This window comes from Rhizobium arsenicireducens, assembly GCF_964021225.1.
In genome coordinates, this window is sequence record NZ_CAXHYK020000001.1 from 2,593,130 (window position 1) to 2,615,097 (window position 21,968).

At 62.2% G+C, this 21,968-nt stretch carries 21 protein-coding genes and 2 pseudogenes; 4 read left to right on the top strand and 19 right to left on the bottom strand.

The window, feature by feature from the left end:
- Positions 1-5: 5 nt before the first annotated feature.
- Positions 6-1,895: a bifunctional sugar phosphate isomerase/epimerase/4-hydroxyphenylpyruvate dioxygenase family protein gene (locus tag ACWPVA_RS12965; protein WP_454288085.1), complete on the bottom strand. Its 1,890-nt coding sequence runs from the start codon at positions 1,893-1,895 to the stop codon at positions 6-8.
- Positions 1,892-2,788, bottom strand: a complete 897-nt coding sequence (locus ACWPVA_RS12970; protein ID WP_454288086.1) for a shikimate dehydrogenase — start codon at positions 2,786-2,788, stop codon at positions 1,892-1,894. The genes ACWPVA_RS12965 and ACWPVA_RS12970 overlap by 4 nt, the downstream gene beginning before the upstream one ends.
- A gap of 217 nt (positions 2,789-3,005) precedes the next feature.
- On the opposite strand from ACWPVA_RS12970, the gene ACWPVA_RS12975 reads away from it, so the two are divergent.
- Positions 3,006-3,683 carry a TetR family transcriptional regulator gene (locus ACWPVA_RS12975; protein ID WP_454288087.1) on the top strand — a complete coding sequence of 226 codons (678 nt, stop codon included), beginning with the start codon at positions 3,006-3,008 and terminating at the stop codon, positions 3,681-3,683.
- Positions 3,684-3,783: 100 nt separating this feature from the next.
- On the opposite strand, the pseudogene ACWPVA_RS12980 reads toward ACWPVA_RS12975, so the two are convergent.
- The 5 genes and pseudogenes from ACWPVA_RS12980 to ACWPVA_RS13000 all read right to left on the bottom strand — a co-directional run.
- A pseudogene (locus ACWPVA_RS12980) lies at positions 3,784-3,985 on the bottom strand (NAD-dependent dehydratase); the annotation flags it as partial.
- Between the two features lie 183 nt (positions 3,986-4,168).
- Positions 4,169-4,942 carry an ABC transporter ATP-binding protein gene (locus tag ACWPVA_RS12985; RefSeq protein WP_454288088.1) on the bottom strand — a complete coding sequence of 258 codons (774 nt, stop codon included), beginning with the start codon at positions 4,940-4,942 and terminating at the stop codon, positions 4,169-4,171.
- A gap of 3 nt (positions 4,943-4,945) precedes the next feature.
- The gene (locus tag ACWPVA_RS12990; RefSeq protein WP_454288089.1) at positions 4,946-5,923 is read right to left on the bottom strand and encodes an ABC transporter substrate-binding protein; all 978 of its coding nucleotides are present in this window, start codon (positions 5,921-5,923) and stop codon (positions 4,946-4,948) included.
- Positions 5,924-5,970: 47 nt separating this feature from the next.
- Complete coding sequence (locus ACWPVA_RS12995) at positions 5,971-6,810, bottom strand: ABC transporter permease (protein WP_454288090.1); 840 nt, start codon at positions 6,808-6,810, stop codon at positions 5,971-5,973.
- A gap of 8 nt (positions 6,811-6,818) precedes the next feature.
- Positions 6,819-8,172 (bottom strand): annotated as a pseudogene (locus ACWPVA_RS13000) (LLM class flavin-dependent oxidoreductase).
- 262 nt (positions 8,173-8,434) lie between these two features.
- Between ACWPVA_RS13000 and ACWPVA_RS13005 the strand changes: the two are divergent.
- Positions 8,435-8,881, top strand: a complete 447-nt coding sequence (locus ACWPVA_RS13005) for an Rrf2 family transcriptional regulator (protein WP_454288091.1) — start codon at positions 8,435-8,437, stop codon at positions 8,879-8,881.
- Here the strand turns inward: ACWPVA_RS13005 and ACWPVA_RS13010 are convergent.
- On the bottom strand, positions 8,857-9,732 hold the full coding sequence (locus tag ACWPVA_RS13010; RefSeq protein WP_454288092.1) for a hypothetical protein: 876 nt from the start codon (positions 9,730-9,732) through the stop codon (positions 8,857-8,859). The two genes, ACWPVA_RS13005 and ACWPVA_RS13010, sit on opposite strands and share 25 nt — an antisense overlap.
- A 29-nt stretch (positions 9,733-9,761) precedes the next feature.
- On the bottom strand, positions 9,762-10,301 hold the full coding sequence (locus ACWPVA_RS13015; protein WP_454288093.1) for a flavin reductase family protein: 540 nt from the start codon (positions 10,299-10,301) through the stop codon (positions 9,762-9,764).
- 139 nt (positions 10,302-10,440) lie between these two features.
- Between ACWPVA_RS13015 and ACWPVA_RS13020 the strand changes: the two genes are divergently transcribed.
- A complete protein-coding gene (locus ACWPVA_RS13020) occupies positions 10,441-11,901 on the top strand; it encodes an FAD/NAD(P)-binding protein (RefSeq protein WP_454288094.1) in 1,461 nt (486 codons plus the stop codon).
- A 311-nt stretch (positions 11,902-12,212) separates the two neighbouring features.
- On the opposite strand, the gene ACWPVA_RS13025 is transcribed toward ACWPVA_RS13020, so the two are convergent.
- The 9 genes from ACWPVA_RS13025 to ACWPVA_RS13065 all read right to left on the bottom strand — a co-directional run bounded on the left by ACWPVA_RS13025 (position 12,213) and on the right by ACWPVA_RS13065 (position 20,924).
- On the bottom strand, positions 12,213-12,434 hold the full coding sequence (locus ACWPVA_RS13025; RefSeq protein WP_454288095.1) for a hypothetical protein: 222 nt from the start codon (positions 12,432-12,434) through the stop codon (positions 12,213-12,215).
- A 31-nt stretch (positions 12,435-12,465) separates the two neighbouring features.
- Positions 12,466-14,235: an ABC transporter ATP-binding protein gene (locus ACWPVA_RS13030; protein ID WP_454288096.1), complete on the bottom strand. Its 1,770-nt coding sequence runs from the start codon at positions 14,233-14,235 to the stop codon at positions 12,466-12,468.
- On the bottom strand, positions 14,232-15,191 hold the full coding sequence (locus ACWPVA_RS13035; RefSeq protein ID WP_454288097.1) for an acetamidase/formamidase family protein: 960 nt from the start codon (positions 15,189-15,191) through the stop codon (positions 14,232-14,234). The genes ACWPVA_RS13030 and ACWPVA_RS13035 overlap by 4 nt, the downstream gene beginning before the upstream one ends.
- A gap of 7 nt (positions 15,192-15,198) precedes the next feature.
- Entirely contained in the window at positions 15,199-16,815 is a 1,617-nt protein-coding gene (locus ACWPVA_RS13040) for an ABC transporter substrate-binding protein (protein WP_454288098.1), read from the bottom strand.
- A 27-nt stretch (positions 16,816-16,842) separates the two neighbouring features.
- Complete coding sequence (locus ACWPVA_RS13045; RefSeq protein WP_115671824.1) at positions 16,843-17,763, bottom strand: ABC transporter permease; 921 nt, start codon at positions 17,761-17,763, stop codon at positions 16,843-16,845.
- Positions 17,763-18,662 carry an ABC transporter permease gene (locus ACWPVA_RS13050; RefSeq protein WP_454288099.1) on the bottom strand — a complete coding sequence of 300 codons (900 nt, stop codon included), beginning with the start codon at positions 18,660-18,662 and terminating at the stop codon, positions 17,763-17,765. Before ACWPVA_RS13050 ends, ACWPVA_RS13045 begins: the two co-directional genes overlap by 1 nt.
- Positions 18,637-19,248 (bottom strand): ANTAR domain-containing response regulator, encoded by a 612-nt coding sequence (locus tag ACWPVA_RS13055; RefSeq protein ID WP_454288100.1) that lies wholly within the window; start codon positions 19,246-19,248, stop codon positions 18,637-18,639. The genes ACWPVA_RS13050 and ACWPVA_RS13055 overlap by 26 nt, the downstream gene beginning before the upstream one ends.
- A gap of 108 nt (positions 19,249-19,356) precedes the next feature.
- Positions 19,357-20,322 (bottom strand): transporter substrate-binding protein, encoded by a 966-nt coding sequence (locus tag ACWPVA_RS13060; protein ID WP_454288101.1) that lies wholly within the window; start codon positions 20,320-20,322, stop codon positions 19,357-19,359.
- Between the two features lie 308 nt (positions 20,323-20,630).
- Positions 20,631-20,924 carry an ArsR/SmtB family transcription factor gene (locus tag ACWPVA_RS13065; protein ID WP_454288102.1) on the bottom strand — a complete coding sequence of 98 codons (294 nt, stop codon included), beginning with the start codon at positions 20,922-20,924 and terminating at the stop codon, positions 20,631-20,633.
- 128 nt (positions 20,925-21,052) lie between these two features.
- Between ACWPVA_RS13065 and ACWPVA_RS13070 the strand changes: the two genes are divergently transcribed.
- Positions 21,053-21,250 (top strand): hypothetical protein, encoded by a 198-nt coding sequence (locus ACWPVA_RS13070; RefSeq protein WP_454288103.1) that lies wholly within the window; start codon positions 21,053-21,055, stop codon positions 21,248-21,250.
- 135 nt (positions 21,251-21,385) lie between these two features.
- On the opposite strand, the gene ACWPVA_RS13075 is transcribed toward ACWPVA_RS13070, so the two are convergent.
- Complete coding sequence (locus ACWPVA_RS13075; RefSeq protein ID WP_454288104.1) at positions 21,386-21,955, bottom strand: DUF2478 domain-containing protein; 570 nt, start codon at positions 21,953-21,955, stop codon at positions 21,386-21,388.
- Positions 21,956-21,968: the final 13 nt, after the last annotated feature.

Genomic DNA, 21,968 nt, shown 5'->3' on the forward strand with positions numbered 1-21,968 from the left:
TGGGCTCAAGCGATTGGCACTCCTTCCGGCCTGATCTGTTTCTTCAGCGCCGCGATCCGGAATATTGCATTCGCGGCGCCATAGCCGAGATATCCACTGCGCTGAACGATCTCGAAAAAGAAGCCTTCCCCGTAGGTGCCGCTATAGAGCTGGAAATATTCGCCATGCTCGTCGCGGTCATAGAGGATGTTCTCGGCCTTCAGCCGCTCGGTCAGCTCCGGATCGAGGCCGAAACGGGCTTCGACGTCGCCATAGTAGTTTGGTGAGATCGGCAGCGCCTTGAAACCGTTGGCACGAAGGGCCGCGGCCGTGGCGAAGATGTCCTCCGTACGGAAGGCAATGTGCTGGATCCCGGACCCGAACGTTTCGGCGATGAAATGGCCGGCGAGCGTGCGCCGGTTCTCCGCGCCGTTCATCGTGATGCGCAACGTTCCCTCACCGTTCTGGATAACCTGGCTGCGCACCACGCCCGACGGATCGATGATGTCGACCATCGGCGACTTTTCGGTCTCGAAGATCGAGGTGTAGAACAGGAGCCAGGTCAGCATCTCCTCGTAGGCCACCGTCTGCGCCACATGGTCGACGGCCAGCAGACACGCCGGTTCCGGAGCGGCTTCATCTTGCGCAGGCGCAAAATCGATGTCCCAGATGCGGCCAAGGTCCGTCTTGGCATCGAGAAGATAGATCAGGGCACCACCGACGCCGCGGATAGCGGGAACCTCGACCTCGCCAGGCCGGACGGGCTGGCTGAAAGGCGCAGCGCCAAGCGCCACCGCACGCGCCATGGCCGCCGCCGCGTCCTCCACCTGCAGGGCCATTGCGTAAGCCGATGCACCGTGAACGGCATAGGCGCTGCTGGCGAAGCCGACCTCCTCCCGGTTGATGAGGATGCGGACCTCGCCCTGCTGGTAGACGCTGACATTCTTCGTTTTGTGGGTGGCCGTCTTCCGGAAACCCAGCGAATGCAACATGGCCCGCAGAGGCTCGACATCGACCTTGCCGACCGAAAACTCGATGAAGGCGACGCCGGCGACCGTCGCGCGGTCCGGCATCAAGGGCACCGTCAGGCTTGCAGCATCCGGTCTTCTCCGAACCTGGTCGCCCAGATAGACCAGAGAACGATGGCCGTCGGCGGCAATGGCCTTGGGCGAGCCGCCGCGGAACTGGTCGTTGAAGATCTCCAAAGAGAGATAGCCGTCATATCCGGTTGCAGCGACGGCCGCGACGAAGTCAGCGACCGGTAGATCGCCCTCGCCGGGCATGTTGCGGAAGTGCCTGCTCCAGTAAAGCAGGTCCATGTTGATCAAGGGCGCGTCGGCCAGCTGAACGATGAAAATCTTGTCCTTCGGCATGGATCGGATGGAGCCGATGTCGATCTTGCGGGCAAGCGTATGGAAGCTGTCGAGAATGAGGCCGACGTTGGGATGATCCGCGCGGCGGACGATCTCCCAGGCGTCACGATGGTCGAAGATGTGTCGTCCCCAGGCCAACGCCTCGTAGCCAACCTTCAAGCCGCGCCTTGCCGCCCTTTCCCCCAGTTCGTGGAAGTCCGCTGCGGCACGATCGATGCCGCCGAGCGAGACAGGCGAGACGTTGGAGCAGACGAGAACCAAATCCGTCCCCAGCTCCTGCATGATGTCGAACTTGCGTTCGGCGCGATCGAAGGTCCGCGACCGGTGCGGCTCCGGCATGCCTTCGAAATCCCGGAAGGGCTGGAACAGCGTGATCTCCAGTCCGCAATCTCGAACCATGCGTCCGACATCGCGCGGACTGCCGTCAAAGGCCAGAAAGTCGTTCTCGAAGATCTCGACGCCGTCGAACCCCGCCTTGGCGATTGCCTCCAGCTTTTCGGGAAGCTCGCCGCTGATAGAGACGGTCGCGATGGAGGTCTTCATGAGGCGGCTCCCGAGGCCAGCGCAGTCTGTGGCGGAGCCTGGGTCAGTTCGGCAAAATGGCGCCCCATCCGGTCCGAATCTGGCTTGATACCGGTGAAAAGTTCAAAGGCCTTTACTGCCTGGTAGACCGCCATCCCACCGCCATCGAGCACCCTGCATCCGCGACGCCCCGCCTCAGACAACAGTTCCGTGATCAGCGGGAAATAGACGATCTCGGCCACCCACAGGGACGAATGCAGCAGATCGGCAGGCAAAGGCAGACCGGGATATTTCACCATGCCGGTCGGGGTCGCATGGATCAGGCCCGAGGCTCCCGCCATGGCCACCGGCAGTTCGTCTCCGGCCTCAACGAGGGCATGAGGAAAGTGTCTTTGCATCGTCTCCGCCAGCCCGTCAGCGCGCGATTGATCCTGATCGAAAATGGTCAGCCTGGAGGCGCCTGACCGCAGAATGGCAAAGGCTGTCGCCGCGCCAGCCCCGCCTGCGCCGAGCTGGACGACAGCATCAAGGTCGGCTCCCGGCAGTCCGAGGCGGAAGCTCTCGGCAAATCCCCACCAGTCGGTGTTGTGCCCGTGCCGCCTGCCGTCGCGAAGAATGATGGTGTTGACGGCACCCAGAACCGTTGCTTCCTCCGACAGCGTGTCGAGGAGACCGAGAACCGCCTGCTTGCAGGGATGCGTCACGTTCAATCCACCGAAGCCTCGGGCTTCGGCATCGGCGATCACATCGGGAAGCTGATCCACACCGACCTGGATCTGGTCGAGATCCAGAAGTTCGTACCGGTAGTCGAACCCTTGCGCGCGGCCCTCCGCGACATGCATCGCCGGCGTCAACGATGCCTGAATTCCCCTGCCGATAAGGCCGGCGCAAAAGGATGTCTTTTGTGATTTCATTTCGTATTCGCCGATGCCAGGAGCGCGGAGGATCCTGGGCGGACGGCGCTCCTCCCGAACAACCGGCGGCATTCAGCACCGCGCCCAATGCAATAATGTACGAACTAGTTCGTGTCAATTCGGACGACCATTGAAACCTGTTCGCAAGCCTCTTAAGACGTAACCATTGAAGAGCGAGCCGGCATGGGCTCTGCAGACCGACGGCGGACGAGTGATTGTGAGAACACCTGTGGAGCGCGAAGGCCGAAAGAACGACCCGGAGAAAACGAAGGACGACATCCTCACCGTCGCGACGGAGGAGTTTTCGGAATACGGGCTGTCGGGCGGGCGCGTCGACGCCATCGCAGAGAAGACCCGCACTTCGAAGCGGATGATCTACTACTACTTCGGCAGCAAGGAAGGTCTTTACCTGGCGGTGCTGGAGAAGGCCTACCGGAAAATCCGGTCGCTCGAGGCGGATCTGGAGTTGGCCGACATGCCACCTGTGGATGCGCTGCGGACGCTGATTGCCAGCACCTTCGACCACGATGAGAACAATCCGGAATTCGTGCGGCTGGTGAGCATCGAGAACATTCACCACGCCAACCATATGAAGCGATCCACGGAGATCGGCGAACTCAACCTGTCAATCGTCAGGATGATCAGCGACATCCTGGAACGGGGTCGCCGCGAAGGCGTGTTCCGCCGCGAGGTCGATGCCATCGACCTGCACATGCTCGTCAGCGCCTTCTGCTTCTTCCGCGTCTCCAACAGGCACACCTTCGGCACCATCTTCCACCGCGACCTTTCGGAACCGGTCCTCTATGCGCGGCACAAGCAGATGATCGCCGATGCGGTCATCGCCTATGTGACGCACTCGCCGGAAGAGCCTGCAGCCATGCCTTCAAAGGCATAGCGGTCGATGGTAGCGGTCGATGGTAGAAGTGTGCCTGGGCAGATATCCAGGCACACGTTTCTCACAGTATTAGCCCGCGCGATTGATCTGCTGTCCGATCGAGGCCCGTCACCAGCGCCATATGCTTCACCGATTTTGGCCGACGACAGCGCGGTGAGAAGATTACGCACCATGGCGGAATTGACGCGGATGTTGTCCGCTTCCGTCGCCTGCCGCAGTCAACTCGAGATGAAGAATTGCGACGGGTCGAGACCGGATAGCGCCGAGGCGAGCGAGGCAGGATCGAGAAGGTCGGCCGCCACAGATGCTTCTGAGGGTGTTGCGAAAGACCGCAACGTAGGCGCCAAGCGGAAATGATTTCCGCTCCGGGGCGATGAGAGCAGACTGTCCACAGCACACCTACTCTAAAAGGTGCGCCAAGAAGCGTAAAGGAGCGCGACGAGCGCAGGTATGACCGCGTTCGTCGGTTTCGTGCTGTTACCCTCTCAATGCAATCCGAACAGTCCGAGCAGTTCCTCACGCTGTCGAACAAACCCGGTAGCGCTGCGATCGCGCGGTCTTGGAAGGTTGATGTCGATCAGTCGAGGTTGGGCAGCCTTCTCTCGGGGCAGGATCAGAATCCGGTCGGCGAGGAAGATCGCTTCTTCGAGATCGTGGGTCACGAGCACCGTCGTTACGTCCTCCTCCTTCCAGATCCGGGCCAGTTCCTGCTGCATGCCGATCTTGGTCATGGCGTCGAGTGCGCCCAGCGGTTCGTCGAGCAGGAGGATCTCGGGTTGGACGGCAAGTGCGCGGGCGATACCGACCCTTTGCGCCATGCCGCCTGAGAGCTGGCGCGGATAGGCTGTTTCAAAACCCTTGAGACCGACGAGGTCGACATAGCGCTTTGATATGAAGCGCGCCTCGTCACGGGACAGGCCTCTCGTCTCGAGGCCAAAGCCGATATTGTCGATGACCGTCAGCCAGGGCAGCAGACGCGGCTCCTGGAAGATGACCGCCCGCTCCGTGCCGACGCCGCGGACGCGACGTCCGTCGATCAGTACGTCGCCGGCATCGGCCTCTTCGAGGCCCGCCAGGATCCTGAGAAGCGTCGTCTTGCCGGAACCGCTGGCGCCGACGATCGCAAGGCTTTCACCGGAGCGGATGGCGAGGTTGAGATCTTTCAGGACCGGGAGCGGCTGTCCGTTGAGGTTGAAGGTCTTGGAGAGGTGACGGATCGTCACCTCTCCGCGAATGGTATCGGACTGAGCGATCGCCATCTGTCAGTTGCTCGCCGTTTCGGAGGAGTAGAGAATATCCTTGGCGGACAATTGGCCTTCCTTCAGCTTGCCTTCGCGCACCAGGACGTCGATCCAGAACTGCAGGTCGCGCTCGACCGCCTTGCCGCCCGGACGGACGCCGTAGCCGCGGAAGTACTGGGCGATATCCGGGTTCTCGCCGCGCTCGGCCAGCGCCTTGGCCAAGATTGCTCTCGTTTCTTCAGGATGTTCGCGGGCATAGTCCAGCGCCCGCGCCGACTGCTCGACGAAGACCTTGGCGGCTTCGGGTTGCTCTTCGATGAAATCCCGCCGCAGCACGATGAAGCCACCGGCGATCTCGCCTAGAACATCCGTGTCGTCGAAGATGGCGCGCAGCCCACCCTTCTGCTTGGCCGCGCCTTCGAAGGTCGTCTGCCAGTAACCGAAGGCCGAAACTTCGACCTGGCCCGAGCGCAGGACCTGTTCGAGCTGCGGCCCCGGGACGACGATCTGGTTGGCGGCGTCCGACGGCAGACCGACGGAGTGCAGTGCCTCGCGGATCGTATAGTCGAGATGGGCCCCAAGCGTGTTCACCGCGATGGTCTTGCCGGCGATGTCCTTGATGTCGCGGATGGGGCTGTCTTCCAACACGTAGAAGATCGACTGGACCTCGTCGTTGATGCCGTTCGACGGATAGGCCGCGACGAAGTCGTTGCCGCCGATGATTGAGTTGAGAACGGCGGACGTCGCCGCACTGCCGATTTCGACATCGCCCGAGGCAAGCGCGATGAGAGAAGCCGGACCGCCCGTGGCATAGCCGACGTTTTCGATGGTGATGCCGGTGCCGTCGAAATAGCCGAGTTCGGCGGCGAGCTCATGGGCGGACAATCCGCCCTGGCTGGAGAGATAGCGGAACTTCACGTCTTCGGCCGCGAATGCGGAGCCCGAAAGGGCAAGCGAGAGTGCGGCGAAAAAGAGGAGCTTGCGGGAGTGGAGTGTCATGGGAGTTTCCTTGGATGAGGGTGTGACGGGAGGGATCGGATGTCTTGTCAGGCCCAGCGGCACAGGCGCCGCTGCAGGAAGACGAGGGCGGCGTTGGCGGCGAGGCCAAGCAGCGCCAGGAGCAGGATCGCCGCGAACATCAGCGGGATCTGGAAGTTGTATTGCGCGTTCATCACCTGGAATCCGATGCCCTTGTTGGCGCCGATCATCTCGGCCGCGATGAGCAGCAGTAGCGCGGTCGTCGCCGAGAGGCGCAGACCAACGAAGATTGCGGGCATGGAGGCCGGCAGAACCACGCGGCTGAAGATCTGAAGCGACCCGGCGCCATAGGTTCGCGCCATCTCGATCAGTTTACGGTCCACCTCCTTCACACCGCCGATGGTCGACAAGAGGATCGGGAAGAGCGTTGCCCAGAAGATGACGAATACCTTCGAGGACTCCCCGAGACCAAGCAGGAGGATGAAGACCGGATAGAGTGCCAGCGCCGAAGTCTGGCGAAAGAACTGCAAGAGGGGATCGAGTGCCTGCTCCACTGCCCTCACCTGCCCCATGAAGAGCCCGAGCGGGATGCCGAGACCGACGGCCGCGACGAAGGCGATGCCTGAGCGTTGCAGGCTGATGGCGATGTCGTCGGCGAAAGCACCTGATGCAATCGCGTTCCACAAGGCACCGAGGATCTGGTCGAGCGGCGGAAAGATGGATGCATTGACCCAGCCCAAGGTGGAGGCTGCCTGCCAGAGGACCAGGAAAGCGATCACGAGGCCGTAGCGGGCGAGGACCTGCGCGATCACGCCCGTCGCGTTGCTCAGCCAGCGCGGTGCGGGCTCGGCATCGGGGGAAAGACGGAAGCCATAGGCTCTTGCGTGATGGATATCTTCATAGGACATGGCGGACCTCACTCGGCAGCCTGCACGACCGAGCGATCGGCGGCATAGCGGTTGACGGGGAACGGCAGGCCGAGATTTTCGCGCAGCGTCTGGCCCTCATAGGCCGTGCGGAACAGGCCGCGGCGCTGGAAGCTCGGGGATCACCAGATCGACGAAGTCATCAAGACCCGCCGGCAGCCATGGCGGCAGTATATTGAACCCGTCCGCGGCTTCGTTCTCGAACCATTCCTGCAGCGTATCGGCGATCTGCGCGGGCGTCCCGACGATGGTGAAGTGCCCGCGCGCCGATGCGACCCACTGATAGAGCTGGCGTATCGAGAAATTGTTCTCGTCGGCGATCTGGCGGATCAGCGCCTGGCGGCTCTTCATGCCCTCGGTCGGCGGGGCCGGCGGAAGGGGACCGTCAAGATCGTAACCCCGGAGGTCGAGCGTGCCGCCCGTGAGACCGTTGAGCAGGCCGATGCCGTCCTCTTCCAGGATCAGTGCGGTCAGGCGATCGTATTTCTCGCGCGCCTCCGCTTCAGTTCGACCGACGAAGGGCGAGACGCCGGGCATGATCAGGACGTGATCCGGATTGCGGCCGAGGCCACGGGCGCGGTTCTTGATGTCGCGGTAGAATTCCTGCGCCGTCTCGATGTGCTGGTGCGCGGTGAAGATCACCTCCGCCGTCGACGCGGCAAGGCCACGACCATCGTCGGACTGTCCGGCCTGGACGATCACCGGATGTCCCTGGCGCGAGCGCGAGACGTTCAGCGGGCCCTTGACCTGGAAGTGCTCGCCCCTGTGATCGGCATCATGCAGCTTGGCGGGATCGAAGAAGACGCCCGTTTCCTTGTCGCGGATGAAGGCATCGTCCTCGAAGCTGTTCCAGAGCGTCTTGACCACGTCCACATGCTCGGCGGCGCGCTTATAGCGGTCGGCATGCGGCAGTTGCGTCTCGCGATTGAAGTTCTGCGCCGTGGCGTCGCCCGTCGTGGTGACGACGTTCCATCCTGCGCGCCCGTCGGAAATGAGGTCGAGCGAGGCGAACTTGCGGGCGGTGTTGTAGGGCTCCTCGTAGGTCGTCGAAGCCGTCGCGATGAAGCCGAGATGGGTGGTGAAGGGAGCCAGCGCCGAAAACAGCGTGACCGGTTCGAACCCGGCGACCCGTGCATTGCCCCCTTCGCGTGCGCCGCCGAAGCCGACAGCGAGACCATCGGCGAGGAAATAGGCGTCGAACAGGCCCCTCTCTGCCGTCAGAGCCAACTGCTTGTGGAACTCGAAGCTGACCGCCCCGTCGGCCGGCTGATCCGGATGCCGCCAGGAGGCGATATGCTGCCCACCGCCGGGAAGGAATGCTCCTAGTCTGATCTTGCGTGTCATGGCTGGTCCTCTCTCGCTGCTGATCGAATAGGGACAGCCTATATTGTCTATATTTTTTATAGAGAAATGAGATTGCAAAGTTTCCGGGGTTTGGCGAAGGAATTTGCAAGGGCGCCGGCATTCAGAGGCATGCCGGACGCAGACCAGTGATTGGGGAAGCTTCGCCGGCCGGAACGGCCTCAAGCGGCTTGCACGCTTAATTCAGAAAAACTATGTAATATGGCCAAAACAACCTCAGGGCCCTCGGCCGGATCTCTCTGCAATGCTCACCAACAAAGGCAAGTATGGTCTGAAAGCGCTCGTCGACCTCGCGGGGCTGGAGCCGGGGCAGACGGCATTCGTGACCGACATCGCGACACGCAACAACATCCCGAAGAAATTTCTCGACACCATCCTGCTGGAACTGCGCAATAACGGCTTCCTGCGCTCGAAGAAGGGGCCGCACGGCGGCTATGCCCTCTCCAAACCTGCCGACGAGATCATGATCGGTCAGGTCATCCGCGCCCTCGACGGGCCACTGGCGCCGATCCGATGTGCCAGCAGAACGGCTTTCGAAGCCTGTGACGATTGCCGCGACCCGTCCTCCTGCCAGATCCGGATCTCTATGACCCGGGTTCGTGATGCGATGGCAGCCGTGCTGGACACGATGACACTCACCCAGTTCGTGGCGTCGGAACAGCCGGATCAGGATCTCATCGCCGGCGAGTGATCGCCCAGACAGCGCAGATGCGCCGTGTCGAGCGCGCGGCAAAGTCGGTCGATATGTCCGAGGTCTATCCGTGGATCGTCTACCTGAATGCCGTCGATGAAGGACGCGGTCTTGTGGATCATCGCGTCCAAAAGTTCGAGTTCGACTGCAACCGACGGATCCGTCGCAGCGGTCAGGGCCTTGACGCCAGCTTGCCCGCGCGCGGCTGCGGCTTTCAGAAAAGCCTCCATCAGACGGGCAAGACTCTCTGCATTTGAACCAAGCGAAAGAATGTAGTCGGGGTGCACGGTCAGATCCGACGCTGCTCGTTCATCGCGCAATGACACCCGGGCATGATCGAGAATTGCGGCCACCGGTGCAGAACCTACAGCAGATGCCAACACGACTTGCCAGTCCGTCGAGCCGGTCTCGATATCCGATCTAGCGGGCTCCAGAGCGAAGGCAAGACCTGACCGCACTAGCCTCGGTAGGCCGGCGCCTGCGCGCCGATCAGCGAACTCGAAGACATCACCTAGTACCACACGTCCGTAGATCGCTTTGCGCTGCTCGTTGGACCCACTGGTTCGGAGCAGTTCCAGAGCGACGAGATGCCGGAGAAGTCGCTCCGCCGCCGCCGCATTCCACGTCGCGAGCCGGCTGACGGCGTCCGCAACGATGAGGTTCGATATATCCGGTCCGCCGAAGCTCTCGGGAATGGACATGGCGAGAAGTCCGCTCGCGGGGAGCTGGGAGGCCTGGTCCGTCTCGCCGCTGGCGGGCGAGTGTCCCAAACGATCGAGCGCAGCCACGACATCGGCCTCCCGCGTCAGGGCCGGAGGCACCGGCCGTAATCGATCAGCCATCGATACCATGGATCAGTCTCCTCCGGGAGCCGGTCGTTTCAGGCGACAGAGTGGTATCTCCCGTTCTGGTACAGCAGGGAGTTCCCGCCACCGAGACGGATCGACAGCACTCTGCCGATCACGATCACATGGCTGTGCCTTTCGATTGCTTCCTCGACTTCGCAGTCAAGCGCTGCGACCGCATCTTCGAGCACGGGCGCACCGCTGGCAAGCCGCGTCCACTCGGCTCCCAGATAGCGCTCGGATCCCCGAAGGCCACCCACGCCGGCGAAACGATGGGCCACCTCCTGGTGGTCGGCACCGATCACGTTGACGGCGAAGTGGCCATAGCGCTCGACCACGGGCCAGGTTGAGGAGGATCTGTTGAGCGACACCAGCATGCGCGGCGGATCGACGGACAGCGCCGTGGCGGATGTGACGGTAGCACCGGAGCGCTCTTCACCTTCACCGGCCGTGATCACACTGACACCGCCACCCAGCGTCCGGAGAGCCTCCTTCAGGCCGGCCGGATCGGCGGGACGGTCGTAGACAGGGCGGATGCGTGGCCCGCTGAGCTCGCTCGCGACAAAAACGTTCATCTCATCTCTCCGTGCAGACTGGATCTGAACAATGGGTAGCAACCGTGGAACCCGCGCGGTAGACAAACATTTTTAATCTACATATATTTTATAGAAAATATACCCATCAGTATTGCCGCCAACCGGAAGGAAGACTGCCATGTTGAAGATCAGGATCTCCTCGCCGAAACTGCAGTCCCAATCCGAGCGCCCGGCACACCGGGTCGCGATCATCGGCGGCGGATATACCGGCGCCATCCTCGCCAAGCTTCTGGTCGAGCGCGGCCTGCACGACATAGACGACGTCACAGTCTTTGAGCCTCGGCACCGACTGGGATCCGGCCTCGCCTACGACGTCGAGGACATCGACGTTCGCCTCAATGTCGCGGCCCACAGGATGCGCGCGATCCCCGGTGCGCCGACAGCCTTTCTCGACTGGTTGCAGGCGAGCGGCACACTCACCGTCGATCCGCAAGCGGTCACCCCGGAAGGCATCTTCGCCCGCCGCCGCGATTTCGGGCGGTTCATGCAGGCACAACTGACGCCTCACCTGGACAGTGGAGCGATCCGTCACGTGCGGCAGACCGTTCGAGCTGTCGAACGGCTAAACGAGCAGTGGCGGATCACCGGCTCCGGAGGCGCTCTAGTCCTTGCCGACATCCTGATCCTCGCCACAGGACATCCGTGCGCATCGAAACCTGCCGCAATCGATAGGCTCGATCCTCTCACGGCAGTCCGTGTCACCGATGTCTTTGCGCCGGACGCCTTCGCTCGTATCGGCAGATCCGACCCAATCTTGATCGTGGGTTCGGGCCTGACCGCTCTCGATGCGCTCAGCCGACTGGAGGCGCTCGGCCACGACGGGAAGATCATGCTTGTGTCCCGCTCGGGTCACATGCCGAGACCCCATGCCGGCGGCGGCTTTTCTCCCTTCGGTGACTTTCGCGGCACGGATCTGACCTCCGCCCGGAAGCTCCTCGTAAAGGTGCGCGAGACGATCGCGGCAGCTAAAGAGCAGGGCATTCCCTGGCAATCCGTTTTCGATGCTCTACGGCAGCATGCGCAGGATCTCTGGCAGGGGCTGCCCTTGCACGAGCGGCAAAAGTTTCTGCACCGCCTGCGCCGCTGGTACGACGTCCACCGCCACCGAATGCCGCCGCAAGCAGCCGCGGTACTGGAAAGGGGGCAGGATATGGGGTGCTTCACCACGAAGAGCGGCGACCTCACATCCGTCATCCGGGACGGGGACGACCTGCTGGCAGCGTTCGAAACCCGCGACGGCCGGACCGAGTTCCGCTGTCGCCATATCCTTTTGGCCACAGGCCCGGACTTCCGCGACTATGCTGCGCACCAGCGGTTCCTGCTCGCGATGAAACGGGAAGGCCTGATCCAGTCGGACCCGCTCGGTCTGGGGCTGGCCTGCGACACCGCAGGTCGAGCCCTCTCCGCCGCAGGCACCCCGAATACCAGCCTCTTCATCGCCGGCCCGCCGGCCCGCCCGGCATTCGGGGAGCTTACTGGCGTGCCCGAGATTGCGACCCAGGCTGCGAATCTGGTGCGCAGGATCATCCGCTGTTGCGCCCGAGAGACGAGAACCATCATCGTCAGCAAATCGGGGTGAGTGGTGGGCGCCTGCTTTCGGGTAACCAATGAACGAGGTTGAATGACCGGTTTGAGGGTGCAAAGCTGCCGAGCCTTTTATGGCCGGCTCACCGCAAACTTGAGGTCCGAAAGCGGAAATTATTGCCGCTCGACCGTCCTGTTGAGTGATGCCCAGGCGCAATCGGCGACGGAGGAACCTTCGGGCGAAGACAGGGTATTCGTCATGGCCGTGCGCCACGAGGTCGAGAATCTGATCCGCCGCGGAAGCATCTTCTATTGGCGGCCGCGCATCCCGGCCGCTTCATCCACTGCCGTCCAGGCAGCGGTCTTTCACTCAGCCTTCACTGTTCCGACCATAAAGAGGCGCAGATCCTCGGTCGAAAGCTGAACACGCACCTGGCCGAGCTGAAGATAGATTCGAAGGAAGCGATGGCCAGCAAGCAGCAGCCCCAGATCCTGTTCGAACACGTACGGGATGAAGAAGCCGACAGGCTCGATGACATCAGCACGACGGCCAGGCGCAACGGGCGCGGTGGCGATGTCGTAGCACACGTCTTCCTATGAATCAGGTCTCATTGAGAATTCACTGCGCGACGAGGTGACCCTCGCCGATGTCGACGAGATGCGCCCGTTCCGGACCTTCGCCGACCTTCCACACCGGGCTGGGGATCTCTCCTGCCAAGCGCAAGCTGGGCGCCCGTTTGCGACGCGGGTCCGGAACAGGAACCGCTTCCAGCAGGCGCCTGGTATAGGGATGCTGAGGATGGCCGAAGAGCTGCGCGCGGGTTCCCATCTCCACGATCTGGCCGAGATACATTACGGCGACGCGGTCGGAAATGTTCTCCACCACCGCCATGTCATGGCTGATGAAGAGGTAGGTGACGCCGCTTTCCTTCTGCAGGTCGCGCAGCAGGTCCAGCACCTTCGCCTGGATCGAGACGTCCAGTGCCGCAACGCTTTCGTCGCAGACGATCAGCTTCGGCTTCAGCGCTAGGGCTCGGGCGATGCAGATGCGCTGGCGCTGGCCGCCGGAAAACTGGTGGGGGTAGCGATTGTAGACGCTCGGCGACATCTCGACGCGTTCCAGCAGTTCGTGCACGCGGGCCCTCTGTTCGGCAGGTGCTCCGATCCCATGGATCACCAGCGGCTCGCGGATCAGCTCGCCGACGGTCATGCGCGCATCGAGCGCCGCCATGGGGTCCTGGAAGACGATCTGGAGATCGCGGCGAATCGCCTTGCGCCCGGCAGCGTTGAGATCATGCATGGCCTGGCCGTTGATCTCTATGCGGCCAGCATGTGGCACGAGCCCGACCAGCGCCTTCGCCATTGTCGACTTGCCGCAGCCGGACTCGCCGACCAGCGACAGCGTCTCGCCCCGGAAAATCTCGAGCGAGACATGCTCGACCGCATGGACCCGGGCAGCAACGCGGCCAAGAAGACCCTGACGGATCGGGAAGTTCACCGAGACATCATCATAGCACACGAGCACGTCGCGGGTTTCCGGTTCCGGCCGTGATGCCCCGGTGCCGATGCGCGGCACGGCAGCAAGCAGGTCGCGCGTGTACTGTTCTTGTGGGGCATCGAAGAGTTCGACCGTCGACGCGGCCTCAACCATCTTGCCCTTGCGCATGACGATGACGCGGTCAGCCATCTCGGCAACGACGCCCATGTCATGGGTAATCAGGATGACGGCCGTTCCGAGTTCCTTCTGCAGGTCCCGCAGAAGATCGAGAACCTCACGCTGCACGGTCACGTCCAGCGCCGTGGTCGGTTCGTCCGCGATGAGGACGGCGGGGCGCAGCGCAATCGCCATGGCGATCATCACGCGCTGGCGCATGCCGCCTGAAAGCTCGTGCGGATATTGCTCGAGCCGCTTTTCGGGCTGGGACAGGCGTACCGCCTTGACCGCTTCGAGCGCTCGGGCTCTCGCCTGCGAAACCGATAGCGGCTCGTGCGCGCGGATCGCCTCGATCAACTGGCGGCCGATGCTCATGACGGGATTGAGCGCTGTCATCGGTTCCTGGAAAATCATGGCGAGGCGCGCGCCGCGCATCGCCTGCATCTTCTTCTCGGGTAGTGTGGTCAGTTCCGTTTCGCCGAAGCGGATGGAGCCGCCCGTCACCCGGACAGCGGGTGCAGGCAACAGCCCCATGCAGGCCAGCGACGTGATCGACTTGCCCGAGCCGCTTTCTCCCGCGATCGCAAGCGTTTCGCCTCGATGAAGCTCAAAGCTGAGCCCATCGACCAGCGGTATGAGCCCCTGGTCCGAGCGGGCAGAGACTTGCAGGTCGCGAACCGACAAGACCACGTCGGCTGTTGCATCGACCACGGGAGAAAGCATGGCTGCGGTCATTCGAAGACGGCCCTTGGGAAGTAGAAGCTGACCACGACGTTCGGCATGTCGACGATTTCGGAAATACGAAGATCGCCACAGGTCGAGACGAGCATGTAGGCATCGACCGGATCCATACTCTGCGTCGTTGCGAGAAGATCGACCATGTTTGCGACAGCGTCCCTGGCTGCGGCCCAAAGGTCAGGACCGATACCGGTTGTGACCTCATAGCCCTTGGCGTCGAGGTGGCGCGTGACCGGGCCTGGCGTCGTGAAGCGCGGGGTCTTCAGCGGCTGGTCCTTGATGAGGTCGAGCGTCAGCACGACGTCGAACGGGCTTTCGATCGCGGTACCGCACACCTCGCCATCGCCCTGGGCGGCGTGGGTATCGCCGACCGAGAACAGCGCACCATCGACCTCAACCGGCAGATAGAGCGTCGTTCCGGCAGAGAGGTCACGGATGTCGAGATTGCCGCCAACGCGTCGCGGCGGGACAACCGTATGGTGACCCTTTTCAGCCAGCGCATTGCCGATGGTGCCGGCAAAGGGCTTCAGCGGCACGCGGCCGTTCTTGCCGAACAGGGCTGGCTCCATGCTCGTCGCGTCGAACTTCCAGACATTGAGTGCCGATTCGGTGAACTGATCGGCCAGGAGACCGAAGCCGGGAATATTGGCCGTCCAGCCGAAGCCCGCGCCGTCGCGAAGCTGCGGGGTGAAGCTCTCGATGGTCACCTTGAGTACGTCGCCCGGCTTTGCGCCATCGACGTAGATCGGGCCGGAGACCGGGTTGATCTTGGCAAAATCCAGCGCCTTCACGTCCTCGACGGTGGACTGGGGGCCGAGTTGGCCCCCAGAACTGTCAAGGCACTGGAACAGGATCGTCTCGCCCGGTGCAGCCATCAATGCAGGGGCAAAGGAATTGTCCCAGCCGAAATGGTGCTGATGGGCATGGATCGTGTGGTTGCAGTGCTTGCACATGGCTGCTTCACTCCTTGATGAAGACGTAGTCGTAGTTGACCGGGATCGATACCGGATCCACGTAAAGGGCGTTTTCACCGCCCATGCGGGCAGACTTCATCGTGTAGCGCTGTTCGTTGAACACCGGCGCCCATGGCGCGTCTTCCATCACCTTCATGTAGATCTCGGACCACTTGGCGAGACGCTCGTCCGTCTTGGCCGGATCGACGATCGAATCCGCTTCGGCTGCGAGCTTGTCGAGATCCGCGTTGCAGTACTTTGCCCAGTTCCAGCCGCCTTCGACTGCACCGCTGCAACCCAGGATCGGACCGTAGAAGTTGGCCGGATCCGGGAAATCGGCGATCCACGCCATGCCGCCCGACCAGATCATCGGCGCGTTGCCGGCGCCGCCGGCCTCGATCACGTTGGCCTGCGCCAGCGACTTGATCGATGCATTGATGCCGATGGCCTTCAGGTCCTGCTGGATCGCCTGGGCAATACGCGGGTTCGGGTCGGTGTTCATGACGAACAGTTCGGTTTCGAAGCCGTCTGGGTAACCAGCTTCGGCCAGGAGCTTCTTCGCGTCTTCCTGATCGAACTTATAGCCGTCATAGCCCTTGGTGTAGCCCGGCATTGACGGCGGAAGCGGCTGGGTGGCGGGAACCGCGCGGCCGTTGATGACCTGGATGATGCGGTCCTTGTTGATCGCCATGTTGACGGCACGACGGACTTCAACCTTGTCGAACGGTGCCTTTGTCACGTTCATGGTGACATAGCCCGTGTGCAATTGGCCACCTTCGACCACGAGGCTTTTCTGCGCCTCGTCCTTCATCACTTCCACGAACTTGGCCGGCGGAATGCCGTCGCCCGGAATGTCGACTTCGCCGTTCTGGGCACGCAGCAGCGCGACGACCGGTTCCTGGCCGACTTCAACCGTGAAGCTGTCGAGGTAAGGCACACCCGAGATCCAGTAATCGGCGTTCTTCTCGAACACGAGGCGCTGGCCGAGCGTCCATTCGGCCAGCTTGAATGCACCGGTTCCGACCGGCTTCTTGCCGAAGTCTGCGCCGGCTTCCTCGACCGCTTCCTTCGGCACGACAAACGAGAAGTTGAGCGCCATGATGTGCAGGAATGTTGCGTCCGGGCGCGACAGCTTGAAGACGACGGTGCTCGCATCGGGGGCAGAAACGCCCGAAACCGTCTCTGCCTTGCCCTCCACGACCGCGTCATAACCGTCGATCATGGCGAAGAAGCCCTGGCCCGGCGACTGGGTGGCAGGATTGATCACGCGGTTGATCGAGTAGACGACATCGTCGGCGACGAGCGCGCGGCCGTTGTGGAACTTGACGCCCGGACGCAGCTTGAATGTGTAGGTCAGGCCGTCCTCGGAAATCTCATGGCTCTCGGCGAGGCCCGGACGCAAATTCGTCGTGCCGGGCTCGTAGTCCATCAGGCCATCGAAGACCGACTTGATCATCGACCAGTTCTGCCAGTCATAGCCGATCGCCGGATCGAGCGTTGCGACGTCGTCCTTGTAGGTCACGACCATGTTGCCGCCGTGCTTCGGCTCCTGCGCCTCAGCCGGGGCAAAGGCCGGCAGGGCCATTAGCGTTGCGAGGGCAGTTGAGAGGATAAGCTTCTTCATAGGCCTTACTCCTGTTGGTTGAGGGTTTCAGCGCAGCTTGATGCGCGGATCGATGAGCGGCGAAATCAGGTCGGCAATCAGGTTGCCGATGACGATGCCGCAGGCTGAGACGAGCGTGACGCCCATGATGATCGGGATGTCGACACGTTGGATCGCCTGCCAGGCCAATTGGCCGATGCCAGGCCAGCCAAAGACGCTCTCGACAACGACGATGCCGGACATGAAAAGGCCGATGTCGATGCCGATCATGGCGATGATCGGGAGGATCGCGTTGGGCAGTGCGTGTCCGAGGATGACCTTGCTGCGACCGAGGCCCTTGGCGCGCGCGGTGCGGATGAAATCGGCACGCAGCACATCGACCATCGAGGATCGCATGATGCGCGAGTACCAGCCTGAGCCAAGAATGCCGAGTGTCACTGCCGGTAGCACAAGATGGGCGAACGTGCCGTAGCCACCAATCGGAAACCAGCCAAGCTTCACCGCAAAGACAAAGAGCAGCAGCAGGGCGACAACGAATTGCGGCGCGGAGACCGTCAGGAAGCTTGTCAGCATCAGGCCATTGTCGATCGCCTTGCCGCGATTGAGCGCCGCGATGATGCCGAGCGGCAGGCCGATCAGAAGCTCGCAGCCAATCGCCGCCACGAGCAAGAGCAAGGTTGCCGGCAGGCGCGAAAACAGCAGTTCGGCGACTTCCGTCTTCTGCAGATAGGAGCGTCCGAAATCGCCCTGAACAAGGTTCCACAGATAGTTGCCGTACTGGACGAGGAACGGCTGGTCGAGGCCAAGCTGCTGGCGGATGCTTTCCACCGTCGCAGCCGTTGCAGAACGACCGGCGATCTGACGGACCGGGTCTGCCGGCAGCACGTAGAGCAGGACGAAGGTGATGAACGAGACGCCGAGCAGGATAAGCGCCGACTGAACGAGGCGTCTCACGATATAGGCAGCCATCAGTCACGCCCCTGTTGTGTGGGATCGAGGATGTCGCGCAGCGCGTCGCCGACCAGGTTGAAGGCGAGTGCAAGCAGCAGGATCGCCGCGCCCGGAATGAAGACGAGCCATGGGGCCGACTGGAAGTAGGTTTGGTTCTCGAAAATGATGTTGCCCCAGGATGGGATCGGCGGCTGAACGCCGATGCCGAGGAAGGACAAGGTCGCCTCCAGCAGCACAGTGGTCGAAATGCCGAGCGTGCCCCAGACGATCAGCGTCGGAATGAGATGGGGCAGGATGTGCTTGAAGAGAATGCGACCGTGACCGGCGCCGAGCGTCTTTTCCGCAGCGATATAGTCACGCTCGGCCAGCGACGAGGTTTGCGTGAAGATCACCCGGGCCGTCTGCACCCAGTTTACGAATGCGATGACCATCGCGACGATCCAGAGCGATGGGGAGAATATCGCTGCGAGGCAGATCGCAAGCAGGAGTGCCGGAAATGCCATCATCAGATCGGTGAAACGCATGAGCACCGCACCGATCACCCCACGGAAATAACCCGCGGTGACGCCCACAAGCGTGCCGATCAGCAAAGCAACTCCATTGGCAACGAGGCCAATCACCAGCGAGGTCTGCGCGCCGTACAGGATGCGCGAGAACAAGTCGCGACCAAGAAGATCCGTGCCGAACCAGAATGTCTCATTCGGCGGCAGCGGCGCGCCTTCGATCGTCAAGCCGTCAAAGAACTGCTCGTAGGGATCGAACGGCGCAAGCCACTTGGCGAAGACCGCGCCGCCGACGCAGATGACGGTGATCAGCAGCCCCAGGAGTGCCAGCTTGCGCCCAGCCAGTTGACGCAGCACGGACGGCCCGCTCTCCGGAACCACCAAGGGTTCAGGCGAGATCGATGTGTCTGCCATCGTCAGTGCCCCTCTCATTCGCATGGTTTGCCACGAGCCGCTCCGCGGCGGTTTCGATTGTCACACGCCACGCCATCGCGGTCTGGCGCAAAAGGTCATAGGCCTCGGCCTCGGTCTTGCCCTTCATCACAAAGATCATGACGGCGCGCACGATCGTCTGGCGCGCCGAGAGGCGGCTTTGCAGATCGGCAATCAGCGCCTCGGATGCATTGGCGCGATCGAAATTGCTGCGCGCGACGAGCAGAGCGGCGTAGACGCCATTGTCGCTCATCGGCTTGAGGATCTGCGCGTGGGCTCCCATTTCCATTGCCCACCTCAAGCGGCCCGGCGCTTCCGAGCCGATCAACGCGATCATCGGCATCGGCGATTGACCAGGTGCCCAAGGGAACTGCTCGTCGTGTCCCATGTCGGCATCGTAGAAGATGAAGTCCGCCTCGATCGCCTCAGCCGGAAGTTCCGGCCAAGCCTCGCGCACTTCCAGCCCGATCACGCCGAGCTGGCGAACAAGCCCGTGAACCGAGGGGTGTGGCCGGTGCAGGATCCAGGCTGTTGCCCCGCCGAGGTTTTCCGTCCTGATGCGCGTCATGACACCACCTTCAGCCGGTACCCCGTCTGCGCAGGCTGCGAACGGTGTGTCAGATAGGGATCGGCGCGCATCGCAGGCAGCCGCTTGATCTCTCGGAATCGACCGTTCTCAAGCCGCGCAATGATGGCAGGCTGGCGCGCGTGCAGATGAACAGGGTCGAGCGGCGTCGGGCGGCCGCTGCGAAGCGCCGTATGTAACAGCTCCGCCAAAGGGGAGCTCTTCTGCCCCCGGGCGGCCATGAAGCAGCAATGCCAGTTCATGCACGGACTGGCGCGCCATCTCGTGAAACGATCCGCCGATGCCGCCGTCGGGCTCGAACCAGGGACCGGCCGAGACCACCCCTTCGGCAGCGTCGCCGGCCGCCTCGATTTCGCATTCGGTGAAGTTGCACGAGAGCACGGTCAAGCCATCGGCGAATTCAGCCTCCTGCTTCAACTGGGCAAGCCGGGCCAAGAACGCATATGAGCTGTCGCCAACGAGCGAGTTCAGGATGAAATCCGGCTTCAACGCCCTGATGTCGCTGATGATGTGATCGAGTTCCGTGTCACCAATTGGAAGGTACCGGTCGCCCAGCACCTGTCCGCCCGCCGCTGCGATCTTCTCGCGGGCGATCTGTGCCATCTCCCACCCCCAGATATAGTTGGAGCCGACGAGATAGGCGCGAGTGCCGAGCGTGGGCAGCGCCCAGTCCAGAAGCGGCAGCAGATGCTGGTTGGGACAAGAGTGCATGTAGGCGACCCGCTCAGACGCCTCGAAGCCCTCGTAGGGCACCGGGTACCACAAAATCCCGTCAAAGCGCTCAAGCTCCGGAATGACCTCCTTGCGGCTTGCAGATGTGATGCAGCCGAAGATATGGCGTGCTTGAGAACCACGCAGGATTTCACGGCACAGCGGCGCATAGCGGTCGAGCCGTCCGTCCGGGTCGCGCTCGGTGACGCGGAAGGAAACGTCGAGGCTCGGATCGGCGTTCACTTCCTCCACGGCACGAAACACGCCGTCGCGGCTTGCACGGGACAACGCGGCATACATGCCGCTGCGTGAGAGAAGTACGCCTATATCTACGACCCGTTTCATCGAAGTTCCAATACAAAAAGCCCCGAGCGATGCGCGTTGTGGACGCGATCGAAACGGGGCTCAGGTGCCGACTATTTATTTCAATCTAGCCTCGGATATTCCAGATTGGAAGCTTAATTACGGGATGAAGCGGTGAAATCGCACAATTACTTCTCGCCCACCTCCTGTTGCGCAACAATTGTGCATCTGCTGCCTTTTTGCCCGATACGCTTTCAGGAAGTGCGAGGGGTCACGCGATCGAGCTCCGAAGAGTGCAGTCATGATTTATGCTCCGCGGAGCCGGCGTCCCGCCGCTCCGCCCATATTGTTCAGGCGGCGTTCTTTATTTCGGCGGCGGTGCTCGCGGCCATGACGGCGGCAAGTACGTTGCGCACCTCAGGCCTCATGTCCGGGTTAAGGCGATAACGCACCCACTGTGCGTCGCGTCGGTCGACCACCAGGCCGGCCTGCTTCAACGTCTGCATGTGCCGCGACATGCGGCTCTGCGTGGCATCGAGCCGCTTCATCAGTTCGCAGACACAATGTTCCGAGCCGTCCCAGAGGATCGAAACCGCCGCCAGCCGGGTCGGTTCGGCAAGAGCCATCAGTGGAGGAAGTATCATGCATCACCTTTTGCGCTTATGCGCATAGACACTTATGCCTGCGATGAGGATTTTGCAAGGCGGCAGGACCCGCCAAACGGCCTGCGGACGAGGTGTTCCAGGCGCGGCACCCCTAGGCGACTTGGGCCTTGCGCAAGGACAGCGTGGGAGTACCTGCTTGCGTGAATGGCAAAAATGGTGAAACTTTCGCGGGAGAAGCAAAGGAGGTTTTACCGATGCGTCCGCAAAATCACGACATTCCTCAATGGAAACTGGTGCTGTTTGCGCTGATCCTGCTTCTCGGTGTCGCCCAGATCGTGTTGATCTTCTACATGCAAGGGCATTGATCGGCGCAAGTGATCTGCCGCCTATGATTGCGACTTCCGACGGTGATTTGCGCCGAGAAGCCGTGCTAAACAGGTTCTCACACATAAGCCGGAGCCAACTCCCGGTGAATGCGTCGGCTCCGCTTTCGGCAAGGATCAACAGAGGAGGCTAAGTTCGCGGGTTCGGGGCTCGTCCGCGCCGGGTGAACACGCTCGGGCAACGTCCATCTGGGCCGAGGCTTTGCACCAATGGGCGATCAGGGCAGGATCGGTCGGCAGGGCTGAGACGTCTTCTCCGGCGAAGGCGAGGAAGGCCGCGAGGTTGAGGCCATTCACGCCAATCAGGACGGGTAGCCCCATCTCAAGTGCTTCGGCGATCACGGGAACCAGGCCTTTTCCCTCGGCCTCGCGCTTGCCAAACTTGTTGACGATCAGCACTTCTGCGCCCGGCAGTCGCTGTTGAACTGCGACCACCGTCTGCTCCAGCGCGCCGGAGTCGAGCGTGCATCCTCGGGCCAAATCGCCACGGTCCTCGCTGATCCGGACGATCGGTCCATCGGGCAGGATTACCAGGTCCATGTCGCATTTGCGCCGATCTGGGCGTTCGTGGTTTGACTGCACGGTCCCGGCCAGCCGGACCCCGTCAGTCGCCAGCAGGTGCGCCACTTCAGCGATCAGGGCATCAGTGCGACCGCGGCCCTGCAGGGTGACATAGGCAAGTTTCATGAAGCTTCCCCGA